Source organism: Aquisalinus flavus (assembly GCF_014640095.1).
GTDB lineage: Bacteria > Pseudomonadota > Alphaproteobacteria > Caulobacterales > Parvularculaceae > Aquisalinus > Aquisalinus flavus.
In genome coordinates, this window is record NZ_BMGH01000001.1 from 505,695 (window position 1) to 529,125 (window position 23,431).

Sequence of the window (23,431 nt, forward strand, 5' to 3'; positions counted from 1 at the left end):
GCGCAGGCCGGGCAGACGTCGCTATTGTCGTGCCCGGCCAAAAATGTTACCGGTGGCAAAACAGGATAAAAAGACGCTGCAACGGCGCTGATATCAGGGAAGGAAACAGCTTTTGCTGAACCAGAAATCCAGTCTCACGCGGCGCGGGGCGCTGGCCGCCTGCGCCGGGGCGGGCGCTCTTGGCATCACCGGGTGCGGGCAGGGGCGGGAGATTCTCTATGCCGCCGATGCCCAGATCGATGGCTATCCGACCGTCGAGGCCGTCCGCTTCATGGCCGCGCGCCTCGAAGAGCTGACCGGCGGGCGGCTGAAGATGAACATCTATCCGGGTGCCCAGCTCGGTGCCGAGAAAGACACGCTGGAGATCACCATCTTCGGCGGGCTCGATCTCAACCGGGTCAATATCGCGCCGCTCAATTCCATCGCGCGCGAGACGTTCATCCCCGCGCTGCCGTTCCTGTTCAAGTCTATTCCCCATGCCCGCGCCGCCATGGATGGCGCGCCGGGGCAGGCGATCCTCGATGCGCTGGAGCCGCACGGCCTGATCGGGCTGTGCTATTACGATTCCGGCGCGCGCAGCTTCTACAACGCCCGCCGCCCGATCCATGAGCCTGACGATATGAAGGGGCTGAAGATAAGGGTCCAGAACTCCGACCTCTATGTCTCGCTGGTCGAGGCGCTGGGGGCGAACGCCACCCCGATGCCGTATGGCGAGATCTATACCGGCATCACGCAGGGCGTCATCGACGGGGCTGAGAACAACTGGCCGTCCTATTTCACCTCGCGCCATTTCGAGGTCGCGCGCTATTACACGCTCAACCAGCATGTCCTCGCGCCGGAAGTGCTGGTCATGTCGGCCCATCGCTGGAACCGGCTGAACGATGACGACAAGCAGGCCGTGCGCCAGGCCGCCCGCGAATCCGTGCCCTTTATGCGCTCCCTCTGGGATGCGCTGGTCGATGAGGCGCGAGAGACCGTCGTCGCCAGCGGCGTCGAGGTTGTCGAGGATGTTGACAAATCGCTCTTTGCCGCGCGGATGGCGCCGGTCTGGGACCGCTTCATCAGCACGCCGAAAATGCAGAGCATTGTCGATGACATCCTGTCGATGGAGGAAGCCGGTGCCTGATTTCCTCACACAATTCTCCAAACTGCTCAGCAGGGTCTCGCTCACCCTTGCGGCTGCCGGGCTGTGCGCCATGACCCTGATCATCTCGTGGCAGGTCTTTGCCCGCTATGTGCTGAATGCCAGCCCGTCCTGGACCGAGCAGGCGTCGCTCCTCCTGATGATCTGGTTCATCTTCCTCGCGACCGCCGTCGGCATCCGCGAGAATTTCCATATCCGCATCACCGCCATGGTCGATCCGCTCGGCAGCGCGGCGCGCAGGGCGATGGAAATCATCACCCATATCATCGTCGGACTGATCGGTATCGGCATGATCCTGTGGGGTATCCAGCTCACCGGCTATACCTGGCCGCACAATATCCCGACGCTGGGCATGTCGCGCGGCTTTGCCTATATGCCGGTGATCGTCAGCGGCGCGATGATCGCGTTCTTCGCGCTCGAACATATCCTGGCGGCTGCCAGGGGGCAGGAGGTTGAACCGATATGGAACTGACACTCCTGCTCGGGGCGCTCCTCATCCTGTTGCTGATGGGCGTGCCGGTCGCGTTCGCCCTTGCCGGAGCGAGCCTGCTGACCTTCATCTTCATGGACATCCCCCCCATCGTCGGCCTGCAGCGCATGGCGGCGGGCATCAACACCTTCGCCCTCATGGCGATCCCCTTCTTCGTCTTTGCCGGGGAATTGATGTACCGGGCCGGGATCGCCCAGCGGCTGGTGAAAGTCGCCGAAGCCATGTTCGGCCGCGCCCAGGGCGGTCTCGGCCAGGTTACCATCGGCGCGTCGATGATGTTCGGCGCGGTCTCAGGCTCGTCGGTCGCCAGCGTCTCCGCCATCGGCTCGGCGCTGATGCCGATGATGCGCGAGCGCGGCTATGATGGCGACTATGCGGTCAATGTCACTGTCTGCGCCGCGGTGCTTGGCATCCTCATTCCGCCGTCGCACAATATGATCATCTATGCCGCGGCCGCCGGCTCCGGCATCTCCATCGGCGATCTGTTCCTCGCCGGTATCGTGCCCGGCATCATCGCCGGTGCCATGCTGATGGTTGCCGCCTGGCTGGTCGCGAAAAAGCGCGGCTATCCGCGCGGCACGTTCCCGGGCTGGCGCAGTCTCATCATCGGGCTGATCGTCGCGATCCCCGGCCTGATGACAGCGGTCATTATCGTCGTCGGCATCTTGGCGGGCGTGTTCACCCCAACGGAAAGCTCCGCGGTCGCCGTCGTCTATACCGTCATCATTGCCGGGCTCGTCTACCGCTCCATGGGCTGGAAGGAATTCGCGCAGGCCGCTGCCGGCGCGGCGCGTACCACCGCGATCATCATGTTCATCATCGCCTCTGCCGGCGCCTTCGGCTGGCTGCTGGCCCTGCTGCAGGCGCCGGAAATGCTCGCCGGGCTGATCACCGCCGCGTCCGAAAACCCCATCGTCATCTTCCTGATCATCAATCTGATCCTGCTGATCCTCGGCACGTTCATGGACATGGCACCGCTGATCATCATCATGACGCCGATCCTGTTGCCGATCGCCGAGAAGGCGGGCATGGACCCGACCCAGTTCGGCATGGTGCTGCTGCTGAACCTGTCGATCGGCCTCGTCACGCCGCCCGTCGGCTCTGTGCTGTTCCTCGGCTCGGCCATCGGCAAGGTCAAGGTGGAGGACACGGTGCGCTCGATCTGGCCTTTCTATCTGGCCCTGCTCGCGGCGCTGATGCTGGTCACCTTCGTGCCGTTCCTGTCGATGGGACTGCCGACCCTGATGAACGGCAACTGATGATACAGGCGATGCTGCCGCCAAACCTTTAAGCCACTGTAACTTTGTGCCGCGACAGGCTCATGCTACGCTTGAACCTGTTGAGTGGAACGTGTCGGAGAAGTTTTTTGGATATTTATGATCAGCACCCTGATTTTAAGTATCACGTCAATGCCATCGGATCGGAAGGTGAATCCGTCGTCGTTGTCGACAACTTTCTCGAAGATGCCGACGCGCTGGTCGAGTCGGCAGAGACCCTGAACGACTGGCCGATCAGATCGCCCTTCTATCCGGGGGTCAGGGCGCCAGGCGAAGCCAAATACCGTCATACAATCAAGCAAATTCTCGGCCCTGTCATTTACGATGTCTTCGGCCGGCAGAAAGAGCCGGAAGTCGAACAATGTGCCTTCTCGCTGGTGACCACGCCGCCCGACCAGCTGGTCCCGTTTCAGCGCATGCCGCATTAAGATGGCACCGACCCCAATTCCATTGCCGTCCTGCATTACATCGCGCGCAACGAGGCTGGCGGCACCGGGTTTTTCCGTCACGTCCAGACCGGTTTCGAGACTGTGTCGTCAGACCGCGCGCCAGGCTATCGCGGCACTGTCGAGGCCCAGGTGCGCCACTATGGTCCGCCGCCGCTCCAATACATGAAAGACAGCAACCCGTTCTTCGAACGGATCGCCGGCTGGGACGGGGTCTTCAATCGCGTCCTGATGTATCGCGGCAACACGCTCCATTCCGGCCTGATACCCGACTGGTTCAGGTTCCCGCGCAACCCGCGCAAGGGGCGTCTCACCATGAATGCGCTCGTGACTGTCTGAGGACTACACCAGCCGCATGTGGTCTCGATGCCCGTTACGCGGCGCGCGGGTTCCGGGCGCCTGGGGCGGCGAGTTTTCTGTTGCTTGGCCCTGCCAGCCTGTGATCTTATCCCAATCTGTTGTTGATCTCGGCAGGCTGTGTGCCATAACGTGGCTGTTAGCCCTAACAATAAGAAGACGAGCCAAGGGCGACAACGAACAGGGTGCCACGCCCGCCAGGACAGGGCAGTGGCCAGCATCGAAGGGATGGAACATTGTCAGAAACAACCGCAGACGCTCCGAAGAGCGAGGGCAGCTTTGCCTACGTTCTTCTCATCAGTATCGTCGCCACGATCGGCGGCTTCCTCTTCGGCTTCGACTCCGGCGTCATCAACGGCACCGTAGACGGGCTGCAGTCAGCCTTTAACTCGGACAGCGCGGGCACGGGCTTCAATGTCGCCTCGATGCTGCTCGGCTGCGCCGCCGGTGCCGCGCTTGCCGGCACGCTGTCGGACGCATTCGGCCGTCGCACGATGATGATCGTCGCCGCGGTCTTTTTCATCGTCTCGGCATGGGGCTCGGGCGTCGCCACCGGCTCGATCGAATTCATCATCTACCGCATAATGGGCGGCCTCGCCGTCGGTGCAGCATCGGTCATGTCGCCGGCCTATATCTCGGAAGTCGCGCCCGCCAAATATCGCGGCCGCCTGTCCTCGATCCAGCAGGTCGCAATCATCACCGGGCTGTTCATGGCTTTCGTCAGCAACTATCTCGTTGCCGGTGCCGCCGGTGCCTCGACCAATGAATGGCTGATGGGCTTCGAAGCATGGCGCTGGATGTTCTGGATGGAACTGATCCCGGCTTTCATCTTCTTTTTCGCGCTTCTTCTGATCCCGGAAAGCCCGCGCTTCCTTGTTGCCAATGGCAAGGTCGAAAAGGCGCAAGGGGTTCTGGAAAAACTGTCCGGCGCCATCCGTGCCAAGAAGAAAGTCGGCGAGATCAAGGACTCGCTGGCCAAGGATCACAAGCCGAGCATCGGCGATGTCTTCGGCGGGACGGTCTTCAAGCCCATCGTCTGGGTCGGGATCGGCCTGGCCGTGTTCCAGCAGCTCGTCGGCATCAACGTCGTCTTCTACTACGGCGCCGTGCTGTGGCAGGCTGTCGGTTTCTCGGAAGCTGATGCGCTTCTCATCAACGTCATCTCCGGCGCCGTTTCCATTGGTGCCGTCATCGTGGCACTGGTGCTGATTGATGCTATTGGCCGCAAGCCGCTCTTGTGGTTCGGCTCGATGGGCATGTCGGTCACGCTCGGCCTCCTCGTCTGGGCCTTCTCCCAGGCCTCGCTCGTCGACGGTGCCGTGCGCATGCCGGAAGATGTCGGCCGGATCGCGCTGATCTCGGCGAACGCCTATGTGTTCTTCTTCAACATGTCATGGGGCCCGGTCATGTGGGTTGCCCTGGGCGAGATGTTCCCCAACCAGCTGCGTGGCTCCGGTCTCGCCGTGGCGGGCTTCTTCCAGTGGATCTCCAACTTCCTGATCACGCTGACCTTCCCGATCATGCTCGGGATCGCCTGGATCGGCCTGCCGGGTGCCTATGGCTTCTACACCATCTGCGCCGTCATCTCGGTCTTCTTCGTCTTCTGGGCGGTGAAAGAGACCAAGGGCAAGGAACTGGAGGAGATGAAGGGCTAGCCCCTCATCGTCTCACGATCTATCGGAAAGGCCGCCTTGTGAAGGGCGGCCTTTTTTTATTAAAGTGTCAGAAAAACCGATCAGGGCAGGAATGAGTATGAATGATATTTCAAGGCGCGCGATTTTCCAGATGATGGCAGCGCTGCCGGTCCTCGGCGCCTGCGGGGCAGGATCGCCTGACCTGCGCACCATACCGGTGATTCTGGACACGGATATCGGCGGTGATGTCGACGACACCTGGGCGCTCTATTACTTGCTGCGCTGCCCGCAGCTGGACCTGAAGCTGGTCGCGACAGAGGGCAGCGCCACGCCATACCGGGCACGGCTGACGGCCAGGCTGCTCGAGCTGGCCGGGCGCAGCGACGTGCCGGTCAGTCTCGGGCCGAACCGGGACGAGTGGGACGGTCCCCAGTCTGGCTGGGTCGGCGACTATCAGCTTACCGATTACCCGGGCGCCATCCTTGAAGATGGTATCGAAGCGATCCTGTCGGCCATCGAGGCTTCGCCGGAGCCGGTGACGGTCCTGTCGGTCGGGCCCGCGCCTGTGTTGGCAGAGGCAATCCGTCAGCGTCCGGACGTGTTCCGCAATGCCCGCCTGATCGGCATGTTCGGGTCGATCAATCTCGGCTATGGCGGTGCGGAAGAACCAGTCGCCGAGTATAATGTCGTGGCAGACCCGGGTGCCTTGCGCACGCTGCTTTCCGCGCCGTGGCAGGACATCCTGCTGACGCCGCTCGATACCTGCGGCCTCATCGTGCTCGATGGCGAAGACTACGCCCGTGTCCATGAGAGCGACGATCCGCTGGCCCGCGCGATCATCGAGAACTACAAGACATGGCTGCCCAATGTCGACTGGATGCCGGAAGGCCATGACCCGGCGCAGCGCAGCAGCACGCTGTTCGATGTGCTCGCTGTCGAGCTCGCCTACAATGAAAGCCATGTCGAGATCGAGACGCTCCCGATCACGGTCACCGACGCGGGTATGACCTTGATCGACCGGGAAGGCGGCGTACCCGTTCGCTGCGCAACCTCTTGGCGTGATCTTGATGGCTTCGAGGAAAAGATAGCCCGCTTGCTGACGAAGCAGGCTTGATCATCACGCGCCCTTGATCGTCACGCGCCTCTGGGGGCACCGACCGTATCGCGTTCGACGATGGCGATGTCGAGCACGAGATGCTCGTGCCTCGTCAGCGGCTTGTCTGTGCCAGAGCCGGCGACGCTTTCCGACAGCATCGTCACGGCGGCCTGCGCCATGTCGGCGATCGGCTGGCGGATCGTCGTCAGTTGCGGCCAGATTGCCGTTGCGATCGGCGTATCGTCAAATCCGACGACTGACAAATCCTGCGGAATTTTCAGTCCGCGCTGGTGGGCCATGGCGATCACGCCGGCGGCCATGTCGTCGTTACTGGCAAAGATCGCGGTCGGCGGTTCGTCCTGGCCGAGAATTTTCTCCGCCGCCTGCATGCCGGAGCGGTAAGTGAACGCGCCCTGGATCACGTCATCCTCTGCGATGTCGAGCCCGTTGGACTTCATCGCGGCCAGATAGCCTTCATGACGGCGATAGGTGGACGACTGGTCGGGCTTGCCGAGAATGAAACCGATACGGCGATGGCCTTTTTCGATCAGGTAGTTGGTCATCATTTCCGCGGCCTGACGGTCGTTGATGACGACGCTGGCATCGTCGGGCGCATTGTCGCCCGGCGAAACGAGCACGAACGGGGCGGCGATATTGCGCAACGCCTGGATGAAGGCCGGGTTCTCGCTCAGCGGCGGCGTCACGATCATGCCGTCGAGGCCGATATTGCGCAGGTGCCGCTCGAACTCCTCGACACTTGTGTCCTCGCCGATCACCATGTCTTCCAGCACGAGGTGATGGGTCAGCTCGCGGCACTTGTTCAGCGCGCCGACAAGAAATTCGCTCAAATAGCTGCCGGACGGGTTGGCGTGGACGAGGCCGATGAAGATCGAATTACCGCCTGCAAGGCCGCGCGCCAGCATGTTCGGGCGGTAGTTCAGGTCCCGCATCGCTTCCTCGACCCGGGCGCGGGTCTCTTCCTTGACGACGCTTTGCTTGTTGAGGACCCGGGAGACCGTCATGAGGGAGACGCCAGCGCGCTCGGCCACTTCCTTGATCGTGACGGACTGGCGCTTGTTCATGCGAATCTGTGACTGGCTCATTTTCTTGTCGTTTCTCGTCCCTGTTTTCAAAGCCTATAGCGTACTGAATGCCGAGTCGACAACTGTGTGCCCCCGTTGGCAGGCGCGCGCCGGGAGCGATACAAAAAAGCCCGCCGCTTGGAAGCGACGGGCATCGTGTCTAATCGGTCCAGGCACCGGTTTAGACGAACTGGTTCAGCAGGCCTTCCATATATTCCTGGCGACCTGATTTCGGCTTCGGATCGAGGCCTTCCTTGACGGCGCGGTCCGCGATCTCGTCGAGGGAGCCCTGTTTCAGCAGCCACTGGCCGAATTCGCCATCCCAGCCGGCATAGCGCTCGGTGACGAAGTCCGGCATGCGGCCGTCTTCGAGAATGTCGACAGCGCACAGAAGGCCGCGGGCGAGGGCGTCAAGGCCGGAAATGTGGCCATAGAACAGGTCCTCGGCATCGATCGACTGGCGGCGAACTTTCGAATCGAAGTTGAAGCCGCCGGTCTCGAATCCGCCATTCTTGACGATGTGATACATGGTCTTGGTGATTTCCATGTTCTCCATCCAGAACTGGTCGGTGTCCCAACCGTTCTGCGGATCGCCGCGATTGGCGTCGATGGAGCCGAAGATGCCGAGCGCGAAGGCGGTGGCGACTTCATGTTCCATCGAATTGCCGGCCAGCGTCGCGTGGTTGGTCTCGATATTGACCTTCACGTCGTTCTCGAGGCCATAGCGCTTCAGGAAGCCGTATACGGTCGCGGTATCGCGGTCATACTGGTGCTTGGTCGGCTCATGCGGTTTCGGCTCGATCAGGATCGGACCGGTCAGGCCGATCTTGTGCTTGTAGTCGACGGCCAGCGACACCATGCGGCCGAGCTGGTCCATCTCGCGGCCAAGGTCGGTGTTGAGGATCGTGTCATAGCCCTCGCGGCCGCCCCACATGACGTAGTTCTCGCCGTTCAGGCGCTTGGTCGCGTCCATCGCCTGGCGGATCTGGGTCGCGGCGAAGGCAAAGACTTCCGGGTCCGGATTGGTCGAGGCGCCGGCCATGAAGCGCGGATGGGAGAACACGTTCGCCGTGCCCCACAGCAGTTTCACACCGGTCTCGCCCATTTTCTCCTCGACCTTGTCGAGGATCGCGGCGAAATTCTTCGTATGCTCCTTGATGGTCGCGGCCGGGGCCATGATGTCGATATCGTGGAAGCAGAAATAGGGCGTGCCGAGCTTGGTGAAGAAGTCGAAGGCGACGTCCAGCTTGGCCTCGGCCATTTCCTGGCCCGACAGCTTGTGCCACGGGCGGTTGAACGTGCCGCCGCCGAAAACGTCGAAGCCATCCCAGCAGAAGGTATGCCAGTAGCAGACGGCCGGACGCAGCCAGTCTTCCATCCGCTTGCCCATGACCATCTGGTCCTTGTCGTAATACCGATAGGCGAGGGGGTTTCTGGACTCCGGGCCTTCATATGTGATCGGGTCGATCTTCGAGAAAAATTCCGAACTGCTCATTACTGGTCTCCTTGTGGAAATACTGACTTCAAGTTCTTGTAGAGGGTGCCGAAACGCTCCCGCTTGGCGGCGAGGGCGTCGATATCGGCCTGTTTCGGTTCGATGGTTTCACGCACCGGTGGCGGGGCGCAGACCGTCGCCGGGTCGGCATCGCTGATGCTGAGCTGGGCCAGCTTGGCAGCGCCATAGGCCGGGCCGACTTCCGCATCGCGGCGATAGACGAGGGGCGTTTCCAGTGCTGCCGACAGGATGCGGCCCCAATAGGCCGACCGCGCGCCACCGCCGATAACGGTGACCTCGTTCAGCCTGCCGCCGCCTTCGACGAGGGCGTCGAGCCCGTCGCGGAAGGCAAAGGCAACGCCTTCCATCACCGCCTGGCCGACGGTTGCCGGATCGGTGTCATGGTTGAGGCCGAACAGGACGCCGCGGGCATACGGATCATTATGCGGCGTGCGCTCGCCCGACAGATAGGGCAGGAAGATTTCCGGCCCGTCGAGGCGGTCTTTCGCAGCGGCCTTGGCGATGATCTCGCCGGCATCGTGGGTGCCGGTCATCCGCGCCGCCCAGTCGACGCAGCTCGCCGCGGACAGCATCACCGTCATCTGGTGCCAGGCATTGGGCAGGGCATGACAGAAGGCATGAACCGCCCGTTCCGGGTTCGGCAGGAAAGATTCGCCCGCCAGGAACAGAACGCCGGACGTGCCGAGCGACAGGAAGGCCTGGCCCGGCGCCGTCACGCCGACACCGACGGCTCCGGCGGCATTGTCGCCGCCGCCGCCGGCAACCGGTACGGCATCCATGCCCCAGTCCTTCGCGACCGAAGATTTCAGCGAGCCGGTTACCTCGGACCCTTCGAACAGCTCCGGCATATGGCTTTCATCAAGACCTGTGGCGGCCAGCATTTCGGGCGACCACTTGCGGGCGCCGACATCGAGCCACAGCGTGCCGGCGGAATCCGACATATCGCTGGCATAAATGCCGGTCATCAGCAGGCGGACGTAATCCTTGGGCAGCAGCACCTTGGCCGTCTTCTTGAAAATCTCCGGCTCGTGCTTCCTGACCCAGACAAGCTTGGGCGCGGTGAAGCCCGGCATGGCGAGGTTGCCGGTGATCTCGCGCGATTTGGGCTCTGCCGCTTCCAGCTCGGCGCATTCTGCAGCGCTGCGGCCATCATTCCACAGGATCGCCGGGCGCAGCGGCTTGTCCTCCGCATCGAGCAGCGTCGCGCCGTGCATCTGCCCGGACAGGCCGATCGCCTCGACAGCCTTGCGCCGGTCCGACGACAGTTCCATCACCGCCTTGTTGGTCGCAGCCCACCAGTCAGCCGGGTTCTGTTCCGACCATAGCGGCCTCGGCCGCGAGATGGGCAGGGGTGCGGTCGCCTGTTCGATCACATCGCCCGCGGCGTTGGTGATCACCGCCTTCACGCTCGACGTGCCAATATCAATACCTAGAAACATTCAAATCCAATCCGTTCTTTTCCTGCCCTACAAATCCGTCTCAACCCTCGATCTTGCCTCTGATCGGGTCGGCCTTGCCCGGGTCACGCACGGGTGCAGCCTTCAGCGACTGGCCCACGGCATCGCGCATCGCCTTTGCCTTGTAGTCGGCATCATACAGAGTCGGACGCTTCGCAACACCATCTTCACGCGGCTTGAAGCCCTGCAGCCATGAATATTTGTCGACCATGCCCCAGATCAGGATCTCCTTGGTCGCCTCGTATGACAGCATCAGGTCGAAATAGTCCTTGGTATAGGCGGCCATGATCTCGTCGCGCAGCTGCGGGTCCGGGTCCATCTCGGTATCGTTGACGTCGAATTCGGTGATGTAGATCTCCAGCCCCATGCCGATGGCTTCCTCGACAAAGGCCCGCCAGGTCCGCTGCTTGTCGGCGGTGAACTCGTCGGGATTATTGTCATTGGAATGGCTCTGGATGCCCAGCGCCTGGATCGGCGCGCCATTGGCAACCAGCCGCTCCAGCAGTTTCAGCACGCCGGTGCGGTGTTTCTCGTGGCCGCTCTCCCAGCTCATGTAATCATTATAGGCAAGGGTCGCATTCGGCGCATGCTCGCGGGCGCGGTGGAAGCAATAATCGATCACCTCCGGGCCCATGGCGCGCGAAAAAGACGTCTCGCGCAGCGCACCCGTTTCCGGGTCGATCGTCTCGTTCACCACGTCCCAGGAATAGAGATACGGCGAATAGTGCGTGGCGACGCGGTCGATGTAATCGTCGAGCATCGCTTCTGCCTCGGCGGCATTGGCGAACTGCTTGTTGTTGACCCAGTCGGGGAACCATTGCGGGTGATGCCAGATCAGCGTGTGGCCGCGCATCATCAGATTATTGGCCTTGGCGAAATTGACCAGCTTGTCGCCCGGGCCGAAATTCCACACATCGGGCTGCGGATGGATCGTGTACCATTTGTGTTCGTTTTCGGCGACGATGGTGTTGCACTCGTTCAGGACGATCTCGACATATCTTGGATCGTCGACCTGATAGGCCGCCATGGCGGTACCGAAGCGGACGCCTTTTTCCGCAGCCAGCGCGGCGAGCGACGACGCCTCGGCGGCGCCGGCGAGGGCAGGCGACAGCACGCCGCTGCCAGCAAGGGCAGCCGTGCCCATGGAACAGGCCAGGGAATAGGTAAGATACTCGCGGCGGGACCAGCGGGTCATTGTTTGTTTCCTCCGTCACCGGACCCCCTCCCGTATTTTTCTCTCGGGACAGGGGCGTAATTTTTTTGTACTTTTCGCCAGCTATACACTAGTCTGTTTGGTAACGCTATCATAAACTGTTCATGGCCGTCCACCAAGAATGAAAAACAGGACGCTATCATCTAACCGGGAGGATGTAATGAGAGAGATCAACAAGCTTGGCCTGATGGCCGCAATTCTGGCGCTTGGCGGCGTTGCCGCGTGCAGCGAACCTGCTGCCCGGAACATTTCGGACGACACTGCAGCGCAGCCGGCGGGCCCGCTGACGGCCAGCTTCGACAGCTTCACCTATACCGGCAACGACCCGGTTTATGACGGGCTGGAGCCGGGGGAAAATCAATTCCTGAACCCGGTCCTCGCCGGTTTCTACCCTGACCCGAGCGTCACCCAGGTCGGCGGCGACTATTATCTGGTCAATTCCACCTTTGCCTATTTCCCCGGCCTGCCGGTGTTCCATTCGACCGATCTCGTCAACTGGACCCAGATCGGCAATGTCATCGACCGCCCGGGCATGCTCGATTTCGATGGCCTCGGCCTGTCGCGCGGCGTCTTTGCCCCGACGATCGAGCATCATGACGGCACCTTCTACGTTGCCAATACCTGCGTCGACTGCGGCGGCAATTTCATCGTCACCTCGCAAGACCCGGCCGGCCCCTGGTCCGACCCGATCTGGACGCCGGAAGTCGGCGGCATCGACCCCTCGCTGTTCTTCGACGATGACGGCACCGTCTACATGATGAATAATGACGCGCCGGTCGGAGAGCCGCGCTATGACGGCCACCGCGCCATCTGGATCCGCGCCGTCGACCCCGAGACACTGCAGCCGATCGAGGAGCAGACCGTGCTGCTTGATGGCGGCGTGCGGCCCGAAGAAAACCCGATCTGGATCGAGGGTCCGCATATCTACAAGGTCGATGGCTGGTACTACCTGTCCTCTGCCGAGGGCGGCACGGCGATCAACCATTCCCAGGTCATCATCCGCTCAAGGAACATCAAGGGCCCGTGGGAAGTCTATGACGGCAACCCGATCCTGACCCAGCGCGACCTCGACCCCGACCGGGAAAACCCGATCACCTCCGTCGGTCATGCCGACATGGTCACCGACAATGACGGCAAGTGGTGGGCGACCTTCCTCGGCGTGCGTCCCTATGAGGGCGATTATTACAACACGGGCCGCGAAACCTTCCTGCTGCCGGTCGAATGGCGCGATGGCTGGCCGGTGATCCTCGATCGTGGCGAGCCGGTCGGATACATTCTCGACCGCCCGGCACTGCCCGATGCCGGCACGCCGGAAATACCGATGAACGGCAATTTCACCATCACCGAGGATTTCGACGGCGACAGCCTCGATCCCTACTGGATGATGGTCCGTGTACCGAAGGAAGAGTGGTGGTCGCTGGAAGATGGCTCTCTGGTGATCGAGGCCCGGGACCAGCGCCTCGGCGACATGACGCAGCCATCCTTCGTCACGCGCCGCCAGCAACACCTGTATGGCTCGGCTGAGACCGTGGTCAAATTCGCGCCGCGCGAGGCAGGCGATGAGGCCGGTCTCGCGGCCTTCCAGAATGATGACTATTACTATGCCATCGGCATCACGCTCGACGAGGACGGCAACCGCATCGTTCGCCTGTCCAAGCGTGTCGGTGAGGGCGCGCCGAAGGGCGGTGTGACGATTGCCTCCGCACCGCTGGCGGCCAAGGGCCGGCTGCGGCTGAAAGCGGTTGCAGAAGGCGGGGAGGGCTACACCTTCCATTACGCCATCGGCGGTGGCGACTGGCAACAGCTCGGCGACAGGCTTGACGCCAAGCCGCTCTCGACCCGCATGGCGACAGGCTTTGTCGGCGCGACCTTCGGCATGTATGCCCAGCGCGCGCCGGAACAGGCTGCTGCAGCAAGCGAGGAATAGCCTCCACTCGCCGCAATGAAGCTGGACAGGTGCCGCCTCATCGGGCTTGATGAGGCGGCATTTTTTTGCCCAACAGGAGGCCTGTCGATGAAAATCCTTTTGCCCGCCCTTGTCTCGGTCGCCGCCATGATTTCCCAGGTTTGGGCAGGGGAGGAGGCGTTCCACCCGGGTGGCCTTATACCTGACTTCGGCAGGGTCGCACCGATTGCCGATGCGCGCCTCGGGCCGCAAACGGAAATGAAGATCGCCTATGATATCGCCGAGGCCGGCAGCGAGGATGCCATCAACCGCCGCATCGAAACAGCGGCCCGCTTCCTCAACATGCACTTCGATGCCGGCGTGCCGGCCGAAAACATGAAGGTCGCCATCGTCGTCCACGGCAAGGCCTCCAGCGACCTGCTCACGGCCGGGGCGCGGGGCGCCACGAACCCGAATGAGGCGCTGATCGCCGCTTTGATCGAGCAGGGGGTGACGATCGAACTGTGTGGCCAGAGTGCTGCCTATTACGATATCGCCGCGGAAGACCTGTTGCCCGGCGTGACCATGGCGTTGTCGGCGATGACCGCCCATGTCCTGCTCCAGCAACAGGGCTATGCGCTGAACCCGTTCTGAAAGACGGATCATGAGGGCGGGCCGCCGCTTGCCTTTTGCGCCTGCCCCGGCCTATTTCAGGGCCTATGAGTGACACTGATAGCGCCTGGAAATTCTGCATCGCGCCGATGATCGACTGGACCGACCGCCATTGCCGGTTCTTTCACCGCCAGATCACGCGTGGCGCACGGCTTTATACGGAGATGATCGTCGCCGATGCCATCCTGCGCGGCGACCGCGATTACCTGCTCGGCTTTGATGCCGTAGAGCACCCGGTCGCGCTGCAGCTCGGCGGCAGCGACCCGGCGACGATGGCGGCCGCGGCCCGCATCGGCGCGGACTATGGCTATGACGAGATCAACATCAATGTCGGCTGCCCGTCCGACCGGGTCCAGTCCGGTGCCTTCGGCGCCTGCCTGATGCGCGAGCCGCAACTGGTGGCTGACTGTTTCAGCGCCATGGCCGATGCCGTCGATGTACCGGTCACCGTCAAATGCCGCATCGGTGTCGACGATCAGGACCCGGAGGAAGTGCTGCCCGGTTTCGTCGATCTGCTGGCCGGGGCCGGCTGCAAGGTCTTCATCATCCATGCGCGCAAGGCGTGGCTACAGGGGCTGAGCCCGAAGGCGAACCGCACCATACCGCCGCTCGACTATGATCTCGTCTATCGCCTCAAACAGGCACGCGCTGACCTGACCATCGTGCTCAATGGCGGTATCACCGAGCCTGACGCCGCAGCCGCCCATCTCGAAAGGATCGACGGTGTCATGATCGGCCGCGCCGCCTATGAAAACCCCTCTATGCTCGGTGTTCTCGACGGGAAGCTCCTTGGACTGACGGCTGAGTCAGCCTCCCGCCGCGCGGTGGTCGAGGCGATGGCCGCCTATATCGAGCGGCAGGCGCAAAATGGCGTGCGCCCGCATAATGTCGCCCGCCACATGCTCGGGTTGTTCCATGGCCAGCCCGGCGCGCGGCGCTGGCGCCAGATGCTGACGGTGGAGGGCACGAAGCCCGATGCCGACGCCAGCGTATTGCTGCGGGCGCTCGACCGGATGCCTGCGGCGGCGCTGGAGGGCGCGGCATGATCGAGCTCACCGGGCTCGACTGGACCATGTTGTTGCTCGGCCTTGCCGGGGTCGGCCTGTTCGCGGGCTTCCTCGCCGGGCTGTTCGGCATTGGCGGCGGCATCGTCATCGTGCCGGCGCTCTATGCCGTGTTCGGTCTCGTTGGTGTGCCGGAGGAGGAGCGCATCAAGGCCGCCGTCGCCACCTCCCTCGCCACGATCATCGTCACCTCGCTGCGCTCTGTTACCGCGCACATGAAGCACGGCGCGGTGGATATGGATCTGCTGAAACGCTGGGCACCGTGGATCGGCCTCGGTGCGATTGTCGGCGCGGTGGCTGCCCGGTTCATCCCGGCGGAGGCGCTGACGCTGATCTTTGCCCTCGGCGCTCTCGGCGTCGCCATCCGTAGGGGCTTGTTCCGCACACGGGAGGTGCCGCGGGCGAGCGCGCTTGCCCCGGTTCCCGGCGGCCCGGTCGCGGCGGCGCTCGGCGGCGGTATCGGGTTCCTGTCGTCGCTGATGGGCATTGGCGGCGGCGTACTCGGCGTCATCGTGCTCACCGCCTATGGCCGCACCATCCATCAGGCGATCGCGACATCTGCCGGTTTCGGTCTCGCCATCGCCGTGCCCGGCACGCTCGGCTTTATCGGGGCCGGATGGGGCATCACCGGCCTGTCTCCGCTTTCCATCGGCTATGTCAGCCTGCCGGCCTTCGCCCTGATCGCGGTAATGACCTTCCTGACAGCGCCCCTCGGCGCGAGCCTCGCCCATAGGCTCGACAAGGGGCTACTGAACCGCGTTTTCGCCATCTATCTCGGCGTCACGGCTCTGCTCTTGCTGCGCGACACCATTTCGTAGCTTGATGCGGACAAAGTATGCGCATACCTTATGCGCATGAATTTGAGGACCCTGCCATGAGCTTCTATGACCGCAAGGCGCCGAAAAAGGCGACCAATGTCACCATCAATGCCGACCTGCTGCAACAGGCCAAGGCGCTGAAGCTCAACCTGTCGGCCCTGTCCGAGCGGGCAATTGAAGAAGCCGTCCGCGCCGAGAAGAAACGCCGGTGGCAGGAAGACAATGCCGAGGCGATCGCCGCCTATGAAGAGCGTATCGAAACCCACGGCACCCTGTCGGAGCAGTTGAGAGCATGGCGGGATGAGTAGACAGTTCGACCTGCATATTCATCCGATCCCGTCGCTCAGAAAATCCTTTCCCTATATCGTCAATATACAGAGTGACTATCTCGATGCGCTGCCGACCCGGCTGTGCGCCTCCCTCTTCAGGGGCAGGCCGCAATTGGCTATCGACCGGCTGGAGCCTGTCGTGTCCGTACAAGGGGAAAGCCTCATTCTGTCTGTTCTGGATCTTGCAACGTTCCGGCTGTCCGAACTGGGGGAGCAGACAGGCACGATCGGGGACTATCGCCACGAGATTGTCTCTGCCGTCGATATCGTTTTGACCGGTGTCTGACATGGCCCTGCAAGTTTCCCGCAATATCGTGATCGACGACAAATGGCTCGAGGAGGCGTTCATCCGCGCCTCCGGGCCCGGCGGTCAGAACGTCAACAAGGTTTCCAGCGCGGTGCAGCTGCGTTTCGACCTCGAGAACTGCGACGCCATTCCAGCGGATGTGAAGGCGCGCGCCCGGCGCATTGCCGGCTCGCGCCTGACCAAGGATGGACACATCCTGATCGAGGCCCAGCAATTCCGCCGCCAGGAGGCCAACCGCGAGGATGCCCGCAAGCGGCTGGTCGACCTGCTGAAGAAGGCGCTGGTGCAGCCCAAGCCGCGCAGGAAGACGGCGCCGAGCCGGGCGCAGAAGGCAAAACGCCTCGACGCCAAGAAGCGCCGGGGCGATATCAAGAAAAACAGGGGGCAGGTCGACTACTGACCGCCCGCCAGGCAAATCAGTCTACGGACTTATAGACGACGCCTTCCTTCATCACGAAACCGACGCTTTCGAGGATCGAGATATCGTCCAGCGGATTGCCTTCAACCGCGATGATATCCGCGAAATAGCCGGGCGCGAGCCTGCCGATCGTATCGCCCTTGCCGAGCGCGTCTGCGGCGTTCACCGTCGCCGCCTGCAGCGCCTCTGCCGGCGTCATGCCGAAGCCTGTCATGCGCGACAGCTGACGCGCGTTCTGGCCGTGCGGATAGACGCCTGCGTCAGTGCCGAGCACCATCTTCACGCCGGCCTCATGCGCCTTGCGGAAATTGTCGCGCTGGACCTGCCCGGTCATGCGCTCCTTCTCCAGCGACTCTTCCAAGATGCCTGCGGCTTCGCCTTCGCCGAGAATATATTCGGTCACATAGATATCCATCGACAGGTAGGCGCCGTTCTTCCTGGCGAGGCGAATGCCCTCATCGTCGATGAAGCTCGCATGCTCGATCGTGTCGACACCGGCCATCAGCGCATTGCGGATGCCCTCGGCGCCATGGGCGTGGGAGGCGACCTTCAAACCATGGCTGTGCGCCTCTTCGGTCAGGGCGGTCAGTTCCTCCAGCGTGTATTGCGGCGCGCCGACCTTGGTGCCTTTCGAGAGCACGCCGCCGGTCGAGCATGTCTTGATCAGGTCGGCGCCATATTTGACGTTCTTGCGCACTGCGCTGCGCGCCGCCCACGGACCATCGGCAACGTTTTCACCCTCCAGGCCGTATTCCTCCGGCAACAGATTATTGTCGGAGCAATGGCCACCTGTAATGCCGATCGGCGGGCCGGAAACGTACATGCGCGGCCCGGGGATCATCCCCTCGTTGATCGCATCGCGCAGGGCGACATCGCCGAACGAGCCGGCGCCGACATTGCGTACCGTCGTAAAGCCCGCTTCCAGAGTCGTCTGCGCATTGACCACGCCGATGATCGCGCTCATCTCGTCGGAGATCGCGAGCCCCTTGTAGCCATGCTGGTCGGCCGAGCTGGTCAGATGCACATGCATGTCGATCAGCCCCGGCATGATGGTGTAGCCGGCCAGGTCGATGCGGGTCGCATCTTCCGGGATCGCCAGGCGCACGGTCGACATGTCGCCCGCGAAAGTCACCTTGCCATCCTCGACCAGCACGGCGGCATTCCCGACCAGGCGGCCGGTCTCGACATCGACCATGCGGTCTGCGGTCAGGAAGACAGTCTGCGCCTGCGCCGCGCCCGTGAAGACGCAAATGGCAGCGGCGGCGGTCATAAGCCGGGAGATCAGTTTCATGCGGTAAGCCCCTTGTAGCACCAGAATTGGCAGCAGGGGATCAACCGGCCTTGGCGGAAACGGTTTTCCAGGCCTCGCGTCCCCTCAGACGATCAAAATAGGCTTGCACATTTTCCGGCGTCGCGTCCAGTCGGCCCATGATCTTCAGCAAGAGCAGCATGTAGCCGATCGAGATATCCGCCGCGGTAAAACGCTCGCCGCAGATGAACGGCTTGTCGCCCAGTCCGTCACTGATGAAATCGACGCAAGAATAGACTTCCTTTTGCGCCCACTCGGCAATCGCCGGAATGCGGTGCTTTTCCGGCAGGATCAGCGCATGGGCGAGCAGCATGTTCATATACGGGCCCATGCCGGCCTCGCCATATTCGACCCATTGCAGATAGCGGCCATAATCATGGGTGCCAGGTTCCGGCTTCAGCCCGCCCGCTGTCGGGCCGTCGCCATAGCGGCTCAACAGATATTCCATGATCGCGGTCGACTCGACCATGGTGAAATCGCCGTCCTGGATCGCCGGATATTTCCCGGTCGGGCTGATCTTGCGGTATTCCTCGCTGCGCGCGAACTGGCGGAAGGTCGCCTGCGGCACGATCTTCAACTCATGTTCCAGCCCCATCTCCTCAAGCAGCCAGGCAATGCGGAACGAGCGCGAGTAGGCGGCGTGGTACAGCGTAATGGTCATGGGCAAATCTCCTGTCTCTCAACTCTCGCCGACTGGAGACCCGGATACAAGAACGGCGGACAGTCCGGGACCGTCCGCCGCTGCATAATCACTATACGCGAGAGGGATCAGAGCTTCTGGTTGAACTCGCCGACTTCCGGATAGCCTGCGAGGATCGCCTCGATCTCGCGGAACATCTCGTTGCGGTTCTCCTCGGAAGTCGGGCTCTCGACCACGACGACCAGTTCCGGCTTGTTCGAGGACGCGCGGATCAGGCCCCAGGTACCGTCCTCGACGGTAAAGCGCACGCCATTGACCGTGTTCAGGTCGCGCAGCTTCTGGCCGATAAACGTGCCGCCGCCATCGCTATGTTTTTGCACCTGCGCCACGATGCGGTCGAGCACCTCATATTTCTTCTCGTCATCGCAATGGGGCGACATGGTCGGCGACTGCCAGGTCTTGGGCAGGTCGGCCCGCAGCTGCGCCATCGTCTTGTCCGGGTTGCGGTCGAGCATTTTCAGCAGCGCGATGGCGGCGACGAGACCGTCATCATAGCCGCGGCCATAGGGCTCGCGGAAGAAGAAGTGGCCGGATTTCTCGAAACCGGCGAGGGCCCCGATCTCGTTGGAATAGCGCTTGATATAGGAGTGCCCGGTCTTCCAGTATTTGGTCGTCGCGCCATTTGCCTGCAGCACCGGATCGGTCATGTACAGACCGGTCGATTTCACGTCGGCGACGAACACCGCGTTCTTGTGCAGGGCCGACAGGTCGCGAGCAAGCATCACGCCGATGACATCGGCAAAGATCTCGTTGCCCTCATTGTCGACGACGCCGCAGCGGTCGCCATCGCCGTCAAAGCCGAGCGCGATATCCGCGCCATGCTCTTTCACCGCATCGACCATGGCGTGCAGCATCTTCATGTCTTCCGGGTTCGGATTGTATTTGGGGAAGGAGTGATCGAGTTCGGCATCCATGGGGATGACCTCGACGCCCATGCGCGCCAGCGCCTCGGGGGCGAACGCGCCCGCCGTACCATTGCCGCAGGCCGCGATCACTTTCATCTTGCGGGTGAATGTCACGTCCTTGACGAGATCGGCGATATAGCGCTCGCGCATCCCCTCGACATATTTGTAGGCACCGCCCGCACGCGACTTGTACGCGCCGTTCAGCACGATCTCCTTCAGCCGGCCCATTTCCTCCGGGCCGAAGGTCAGCGGTGCTTCCACGCCCATCTTCACGCCGGTCCAGCCATTGTCATTGTGGCTTGCGGTAACCATGGCAACGCACGGGATATCCAGATCGAACTGGGCGAAATAGGCGACCGGCGACAGGGCGAGGCCGATATCGTTGACCTCGATCCCGGCGCTCATCAGCCCGACGGTCAGCGCCTGCTTGATGGAGACGGAATAGGAGCGGAAATCATGGCCGACGACGATGCGCGGCTCCTTGCCCAGCTCGTGGATCAGTGTACCCAGCCCGGCGCCTAGGGCCTGGATGCCGAGCAAATTGATTTCCTTTTCGAACAGCCAGCGCGCGTCATATTCCCGGAAACCGGTCGGTTTGACCTTCGGGATGATCTCATATTCGAGCGTATTGGGCTCAAGATCGGTACGCGGGGTTGGCAGCATCGCTTCTCTCCTCTAGCAAAAGTTCTTTCGTTCCTACCGGTACACCGTTACAGGGGCAAGCGCCCTGACATGACAAAACCATGAAAACGGTATTTCATGGCGGGAATCGCGGCAGGCCATTTACCGCGGGCGCGGGTGGGGCAGATAGAAAGAATGAGTATGGAATTCGGGCTCAGAGGGCAGTCAATGCTCGGAATCTTCGCGTTCATGGCGATCGCCTGGCTGTTGTCGGAGCGCAAGCTGAAATTTCCCTTCATGAGCGCCATCTGGGCGGTCGCGATCCAGATCGGCGTCGCCGCATTCTTCCTGCAATTCGATCCGGCCCGCCGCGCCCTGCGCGGGCTGAACGGCCTCGTCGATGCCCTGCAGTCGGCAACCCTGGAGGGGACCTCCTTCCTCTTCGGCTATCTCGGCACCAGCGATCCCGCAGCGATGCCCTTCGATCCGGTCGAGGGCGCGCCCTTGTTCATCTTCGCCTTTCAGGGCCTGTTCCTCGTCGTCTTCATTTCGGCCCTGTCGGCGGTGCTCTGGCATTGGGGGATTCTCAAATGGATCGTGCGCGGCTTTGCCATGATCCTGACCCGCGTTTTCGGCACCGGCGGCGCGGTCTCGCTCGCAGCCGCAGCGAACGTCTTCCTCGGTCAGACCGAAGCGCCGCTTCTCATCCGCGCCTATCTCGACCGCGTCACCCGGTCGGAACTGTTCACCATCATCACCTCCGGCTATGCGACGGTCGCCGGATCGGTCATCGTGCTCTATGCGACCATCCTCGCCCCGATCGAGCCGTCCATCCTCGGCCATATCATCGTCGCCTCGATCATCTCGGTGCCCGCTGCCCTGCTGATCGGCCGCATCATGGTGCCCTATTCGGACGAGGAGACACCGACGCCGACCAGTGCGGGCGACGACTTCCAGTATGAAGGCTCGATGGACGCGTTCATGCATGGCGTCACCGAGGGCGGCAAGCTGTGGTGGAACATCGTCATCTCCATTCTGGCCTTCATTGCGCTCGCGGCCCTGATCAACATCATGCTCGATGCCTTCATCCCCGATGTCGGCGGCGCGCCGCTGACGCTCGAGCGCATGCTGGGCTGGGTCTTCATGCCGCTGGTCTGGCTCGCCGGCGTGCCGTTCGAAGAAGCCTTCCAGGCCGGCCAGCTGATGGGCATCAAGACCGCCCTGAACGAGGTCATCGCCTATATCGAACTGGCCAGCCTCGAACCCGGAACCCTGAGCGAGCGCACCAGCCTGATCATGGTCTATGCCCTGTGCGGCTTTGCCAATATCGGCTCGCTCGGCATCGTCATTGGCGGCTTGTCGAGCCTTGTCCCGAACCGGCGCAAGGAAATCATCCAGCTCGCACCCAAGGCGCTGGTCGGCGGCACGCTGGCAACGCTGATGTCCGGCGCCGTCATCGGCGTCATCTGGATGGGCTGAGATGGGTGGCGAAAAACTCTTCATGGTCTATGTCGGCGGCATGGCCAAGGGCTGCCATGTCGAACTGCACGATGTCCGCTTCGTCATCGGCGACAGCATAGAAGCCTGCTACGACGATTTGTGCGCGCAATGGTGGGGCACGCCGCAAAGCCTGCATCTCGATTGCTGGGGCGAGGTTCACTGGGCCGACGGCCATGGTGTCGAGGTGCGCGACGAACCGCAACAGGGCGGGCCAAAACTGTGGTTCGTCAATCTCGGCGGCTATGATCCGGCATTGTTCACCGAGCTGCACGAAAACCTGCTGGTCGTCGCCGGCGATGCCCGCGCGGCGAAGAAGCGCGCACTGGCGCAGATCGAGGGCTGGACTGCGCCGCACAAGGACAATGTGCTGACGGTCGAGGCCAGCGTCGATGTCAGCACCCAAATGGCGCGGCCAGGGCGGTATGTCCACCTGACGCCACAGGCGGAAAAACAGCCCTTCGCGTTCGAGGCCCGCTACGTCCCTATCGGGAAAAGGAAATCATGAGCAATCCGCGCGATGCCATTCTGACGCTGCTGGCGCAACGCGACCCCGGCAAGTCCATCTGCCCGTCGGAGGCGGCCAAGGCTCTTGCGCCGGACAACTGGCAACCGGAGATGCACAGGGTCCGCGAGGCGGGCAGGGCGCTCTCAGACGAAGGCCTGATCGAGGTCACCCGCAAGGGCAAGCCCGTCGATCCGCACACGGTCAAGGGCGTGATCCGGTATCGGCTGAAGTAGGGGGCATACCCCTCACCCGAAAGTCCGTACCGGACTTTCGACCTCTCCCGAGGGAGAGGGAAAGCCAATCTTGAGCCTTGTGCGATGCCCCACCTCTCCCTCCGGGAGAGGTCGAAATTCCTGCAGGGAATTTCGGGTGAGGGCACACTTATCCCCGTGCAAAATTTTGCGGCTATAACTCTCCCAAGCCCGGTGAGAACCGGGCGGAGGTCTGGATGGTGGCGATTGATCTGCTCGCAGCCATCCGGGCAACAGGCATTCCTGTCGTCGGGAGGGGCGAGCGCGCGTCGGCGCCCGTGGCAGGGATCGGCATTTCACTCAGACGAGTGGACGCGAGAGCTCCTTCAGGGCCGCGCACCAGAATGCCGCCGTGGAGAGTGAAAAGCTTTTCCGAAGCTCAAAGCTCTCAACGCTATATAAGCTCTGGATAATATTCTCCACGGGCCTTCCTCT

22 protein-coding genes and 1 pseudogene are annotated in these 23,431 nt (G+C 62.3%); 16 read left to right on the top strand and 7 right to left on the bottom strand.

Going from position 1 to position 23,431, the window contains the following annotated elements:
* Nucleotides 1-112: 112 nt before the first annotated feature.
* The 6 genes and pseudogenes from IEV88_RS02350 to IEV88_RS02380 all read left to right on the top strand — a co-directional run bounded on the left by IEV88_RS02350 (nt 113) and on the right by IEV88_RS02380 (nt 6,462).
* A complete protein-coding gene (locus IEV88_RS02350; RefSeq protein ID WP_206711320.1) occupies nt 113-1,126 on the top strand; it encodes a TRAP transporter substrate-binding protein in 1,014 nt (337 codons plus the stop codon).
* Nucleotides 1,119-1,616, top strand: coding sequence for a TRAP transporter small permease (locus IEV88_RS02355; protein ID WP_206711321.1), 498 nt, complete (start codon nt 1,119-1,121; stop codon nt 1,614-1,616). Before IEV88_RS02350 ends, IEV88_RS02355 begins: the two co-directional genes overlap by 8 nt.
* Complete coding sequence (locus tag IEV88_RS02360) at nt 1,607-2,893, top strand: TRAP transporter large permease (protein ID WP_188159685.1); 1,287 nt, start codon at nt 1,607-1,609, stop codon at nt 2,891-2,893. Before IEV88_RS02355 ends, IEV88_RS02360 begins: the two co-directional genes overlap by 10 nt.
* A 107-nt stretch (nt 2,894-3,000) precedes the next feature.
* Nucleotides 3,001-3,696 (top strand): annotated as a pseudogene (locus IEV88_RS15205) (DUF6445 family protein).
* A gap of 254 nt (nt 3,697-3,950) precedes the next feature.
* Entirely contained in the window at nt 3,951-5,369 is a 1,419-nt protein-coding gene (locus IEV88_RS02375) for a sugar porter family MFS transporter (protein ID WP_188159688.1), read from the top strand.
* 97 nt (nt 5,370-5,466) lie between these two features.
* The gene (locus IEV88_RS02380) at nt 5,467-6,462 is read left to right on the top strand and encodes a nucleoside hydrolase (protein ID WP_188159689.1); all 996 of its coding nucleotides are present in this window, start codon (nt 5,467-5,469) and stop codon (nt 6,460-6,462) included.
* A gap of 20 nt (nt 6,463-6,482) precedes the next feature.
* On the opposite strand, the gene IEV88_RS02385 is transcribed toward IEV88_RS02380, so the two are convergent.
* From IEV88_RS02385 to IEV88_RS02400, 4 genes are all read right to left on the bottom strand, one after another.
* A complete protein-coding gene (locus IEV88_RS02385) occupies nt 6,483-7,547 on the bottom strand; it encodes a LacI family DNA-binding transcriptional regulator (RefSeq protein WP_188159690.1) in 1,065 nt (354 codons plus the stop codon).
* Nucleotides 7,548-7,707: 160 nt separating this feature from the next.
* Nucleotides 7,708-9,021, bottom strand: a complete 1,314-nt coding sequence (xylA, locus tag IEV88_RS02390; protein WP_188159691.1) for a xylose isomerase — start codon at nt 9,019-9,021, stop codon at nt 7,708-7,710.
* Nucleotides 9,021-10,481 (bottom strand): xylulokinase, encoded by a 1,461-nt coding sequence (xylB, locus tag IEV88_RS02395; protein WP_188159692.1) that lies wholly within the window; start codon nt 10,479-10,481, stop codon nt 9,021-9,023. The genes xylA and xylB overlap by 1 nt, the downstream gene beginning before the upstream one ends.
* A 40-nt stretch (nt 10,482-10,521) precedes the next feature.
* Nucleotides 10,522-11,694: an endo-1,4-beta-xylanase gene (locus IEV88_RS02400; protein WP_206711322.1), complete on the bottom strand. Its 1,173-nt coding sequence runs from the start codon at nt 11,692-11,694 to the stop codon at nt 10,522-10,524.
* A 178-nt stretch (nt 11,695-11,872) separates the two neighbouring features.
* Between IEV88_RS02400 and IEV88_RS02405 the strand changes: the two genes are divergently transcribed.
* The 7 genes from IEV88_RS02405 (at nt 11,873) to arfB (ending at nt 17,187) form a co-directional block, all read left to right on the top strand.
* On the top strand, nt 11,873-13,639 hold the full coding sequence (locus IEV88_RS02405; RefSeq protein WP_188159693.1) for a glycoside hydrolase family 43 protein: 1,767 nt from the start codon (nt 11,873-11,875) through the stop codon (nt 13,637-13,639).
* An 87-nt stretch (nt 13,640-13,726) separates the two neighbouring features.
* On the top strand, nt 13,727-14,251 hold the full coding sequence (locus tag IEV88_RS02410; RefSeq protein ID WP_188159694.1) for a DsrE family protein: 525 nt from the start codon (nt 13,727-13,729) through the stop codon (nt 14,249-14,251).
* A gap of 65 nt (nt 14,252-14,316) precedes the next feature.
* The gene (dusA, locus tag IEV88_RS02415) at nt 14,317-15,315 is read left to right on the top strand and encodes a tRNA dihydrouridine(20/20a) synthase DusA (protein ID WP_188159695.1); all 999 of its coding nucleotides are present in this window, start codon (nt 14,317-14,319) and stop codon (nt 15,313-15,315) included.
* Complete coding sequence (locus IEV88_RS02420; RefSeq protein WP_206711323.1) at nt 15,312-16,151, top strand: sulfite exporter TauE/SafE family protein; 840 nt, start codon at nt 15,312-15,314, stop codon at nt 16,149-16,151. Before dusA ends, IEV88_RS02420 begins: the two co-directional genes overlap by 4 nt.
* Nucleotides 16,152-16,207: 56 nt before the next feature.
* Nucleotides 16,208-16,459 (top strand): type II toxin-antitoxin system CcdA family antitoxin, encoded by a 252-nt coding sequence (locus IEV88_RS02425; RefSeq protein ID WP_206711324.1) that lies wholly within the window; start codon nt 16,208-16,210, stop codon nt 16,457-16,459.
* Nucleotides 16,452-16,766 (top strand): CcdB family protein, encoded by a 315-nt coding sequence (locus tag IEV88_RS02430; protein WP_188159697.1) that lies wholly within the window; start codon nt 16,452-16,454, stop codon nt 16,764-16,766. Before IEV88_RS02425 ends, IEV88_RS02430 begins: the two co-directional genes overlap by 8 nt.
* A 1-nt stretch (nt 16,767) precedes the next feature.
* Nucleotides 16,768-17,187, top strand: a complete 420-nt coding sequence (arfB, locus tag IEV88_RS02435) for an alternative ribosome rescue aminoacyl-tRNA hydrolase ArfB (RefSeq protein ID WP_188159698.1) — start codon at nt 16,768-16,770, stop codon at nt 17,185-17,187.
* Nucleotides 17,188-17,203: 16 nt separating this feature from the next.
* On the opposite strand, the gene IEV88_RS02440 is transcribed toward arfB, so the two are convergent.
* The 3 genes from IEV88_RS02440 to IEV88_RS02450 all read right to left on the bottom strand — a co-directional run bounded on the left by IEV88_RS02440 (nt 17,204) and on the right by IEV88_RS02450 (nt 20,782).
* Nucleotides 17,204-18,496 (bottom strand): Xaa-Pro dipeptidase, encoded by a 1,293-nt coding sequence (locus IEV88_RS02440; protein WP_188159699.1) that lies wholly within the window; start codon nt 18,494-18,496, stop codon nt 17,204-17,206.
* 40 nt (nt 18,497-18,536) lie between these two features.
* Nucleotides 18,537-19,175: a glutathione S-transferase family protein gene (locus IEV88_RS02445; protein ID WP_188159700.1), complete on the bottom strand. Its 639-nt coding sequence runs from the start codon at nt 19,173-19,175 to the stop codon at nt 18,537-18,539.
* A gap of 107 nt (nt 19,176-19,282) precedes the next feature.
* The gene (locus tag IEV88_RS02450) at nt 19,283-20,782 is read right to left on the bottom strand and encodes a phosphomannomutase/phosphoglucomutase (protein WP_188159701.1); all 1,500 of its coding nucleotides are present in this window, start codon (nt 20,780-20,782) and stop codon (nt 19,283-19,285) included.
* Between the two features lie 186 nt (nt 20,783-20,968).
* Between IEV88_RS02450 and IEV88_RS02455 the strand changes: the two genes are divergently transcribed.
* From IEV88_RS02455 to IEV88_RS02465, 3 genes are read left to right on the top strand one after another with little or no spacing between them, the layout of a single operon-like run.
* Nucleotides 20,969-22,219 carry a NupC/NupG family nucleoside CNT transporter gene (locus IEV88_RS02455; RefSeq protein WP_206711325.1) on the top strand — a complete coding sequence of 417 codons (1,251 nt, stop codon included), beginning with the start codon at nt 20,969-20,971 and terminating at the stop codon, nt 22,217-22,219.
* 1 nt (nt 22,220) lies between these two features.
* Nucleotides 22,221-22,745, top strand: a complete 525-nt coding sequence (locus IEV88_RS02460; RefSeq protein ID WP_188159703.1) for a DUF1543 domain-containing protein — start codon at nt 22,221-22,223, stop codon at nt 22,743-22,745.
* Nucleotides 22,742-22,978 carry a DUF3253 domain-containing protein gene (locus IEV88_RS02465; protein ID WP_188159704.1) on the top strand — a complete coding sequence of 79 codons (237 nt, stop codon included), beginning with the start codon at nt 22,742-22,744 and terminating at the stop codon, nt 22,976-22,978. The genes IEV88_RS02460 and IEV88_RS02465 overlap by 4 nt, the downstream gene beginning before the upstream one ends.
* Nucleotides 22,979-23,431 lie beyond the last annotated feature (453 nt).

Coding starts and splice junctions, on each gene's coding strand:
- IEV88_RS02360 (WP_188159685.1), top strand. CDS start 1,607: ATGGAACTGACACTCCTGCTCGGGGCGCTCCTCATCCTGTTGCTGATG.
- IEV88_RS02380 (WP_188159689.1), top strand. CDS start 5,467: ATGAATGATATTTCAAGGCGCGCGATTTTCCAGATGATGGCAGCGCTG.
- IEV88_RS02385 (WP_188159690.1), bottom strand. CDS start 7,547: ATGAGCCAGTCACAGATTCGCATGAACAAGCGCCAGTCCGTCACGATC.
- xylA (WP_188159691.1), bottom strand. CDS start 9,021: ATGAGCAGTTCGGAATTTTTCTCGAAGATCGACCCGATCACATATGAA.
- xylB (WP_188159692.1), bottom strand. CDS start 10,481: ATGTTTCTAGGTATTGATATTGGCACGTCGAGCGTGAAGGCGGTGATC.
- IEV88_RS02400 (WP_206711322.1), bottom strand. CDS start 11,694: ATGACCCGCTGGTCCCGCCGCGAGTATCTTACCTATTCCCTGGCCTGT.
- IEV88_RS02405 (WP_188159693.1), top strand. CDS start 11,873: ATGAGAGAGATCAACAAGCTTGGCCTGATGGCCGCAATTCTGGCGCTT.
- IEV88_RS02410 (WP_188159694.1), top strand. CDS start 13,727: ATGAAAATCCTTTTGCCCGCCCTTGTCTCGGTCGCCGCCATGATTTCC.
- dusA (WP_188159695.1), top strand. CDS start 14,317: ATGAGTGACACTGATAGCGCCTGGAAATTCTGCATCGCGCCGATGATC.
- IEV88_RS02420 (WP_206711323.1), top strand. CDS start 15,312: ATGATCGAGCTCACCGGGCTCGACTGGACCATGTTGTTGCTCGGCCTT.
- IEV88_RS02425 (WP_206711324.1), top strand. CDS start 16,208: ATGAGCTTCTATGACCGCAAGGCGCCGAAAAAGGCGACCAATGTCACC.
- IEV88_RS02430 (WP_188159697.1), top strand. CDS start 16,452: ATGAGTAGACAGTTCGACCTGCATATTCATCCGATCCCGTCGCTCAGA.
- arfB (WP_188159698.1), top strand. CDS start 16,768: ATGGCCCTGCAAGTTTCCCGCAATATCGTGATCGACGACAAATGGCTC.
- IEV88_RS02440 (WP_188159699.1), bottom strand. CDS start 18,496: ATGAAACTGATCTCCCGGCTTATGACCGCCGCCGCTGCCATTTGCGTC.
- IEV88_RS02445 (WP_188159700.1), bottom strand. CDS start 19,175: ATGACCATTACGCTGTACCACGCCGCCTACTCGCGCTCGTTCCGCATT.
- IEV88_RS02450 (WP_188159701.1), bottom strand. CDS start 20,782: ATGCTGCCAACCCCGCGTACCGATCTTGAGCCCAATACGCTCGAATAT.
- IEV88_RS02455 (WP_206711325.1), top strand. CDS start 20,969: ATGCTCGGAATCTTCGCGTTCATGGCGATCGCCTGGCTGTTGTCGGAG.
- IEV88_RS02460 (WP_188159703.1), top strand. CDS start 22,221: ATGGGTGGCGAAAAACTCTTCATGGTCTATGTCGGCGGCATGGCCAAG.
- IEV88_RS02465 (WP_188159704.1), top strand. CDS start 22,742: ATGAGCAATCCGCGCGATGCCATTCTGACGCTGCTGGCGCAACGCGAC.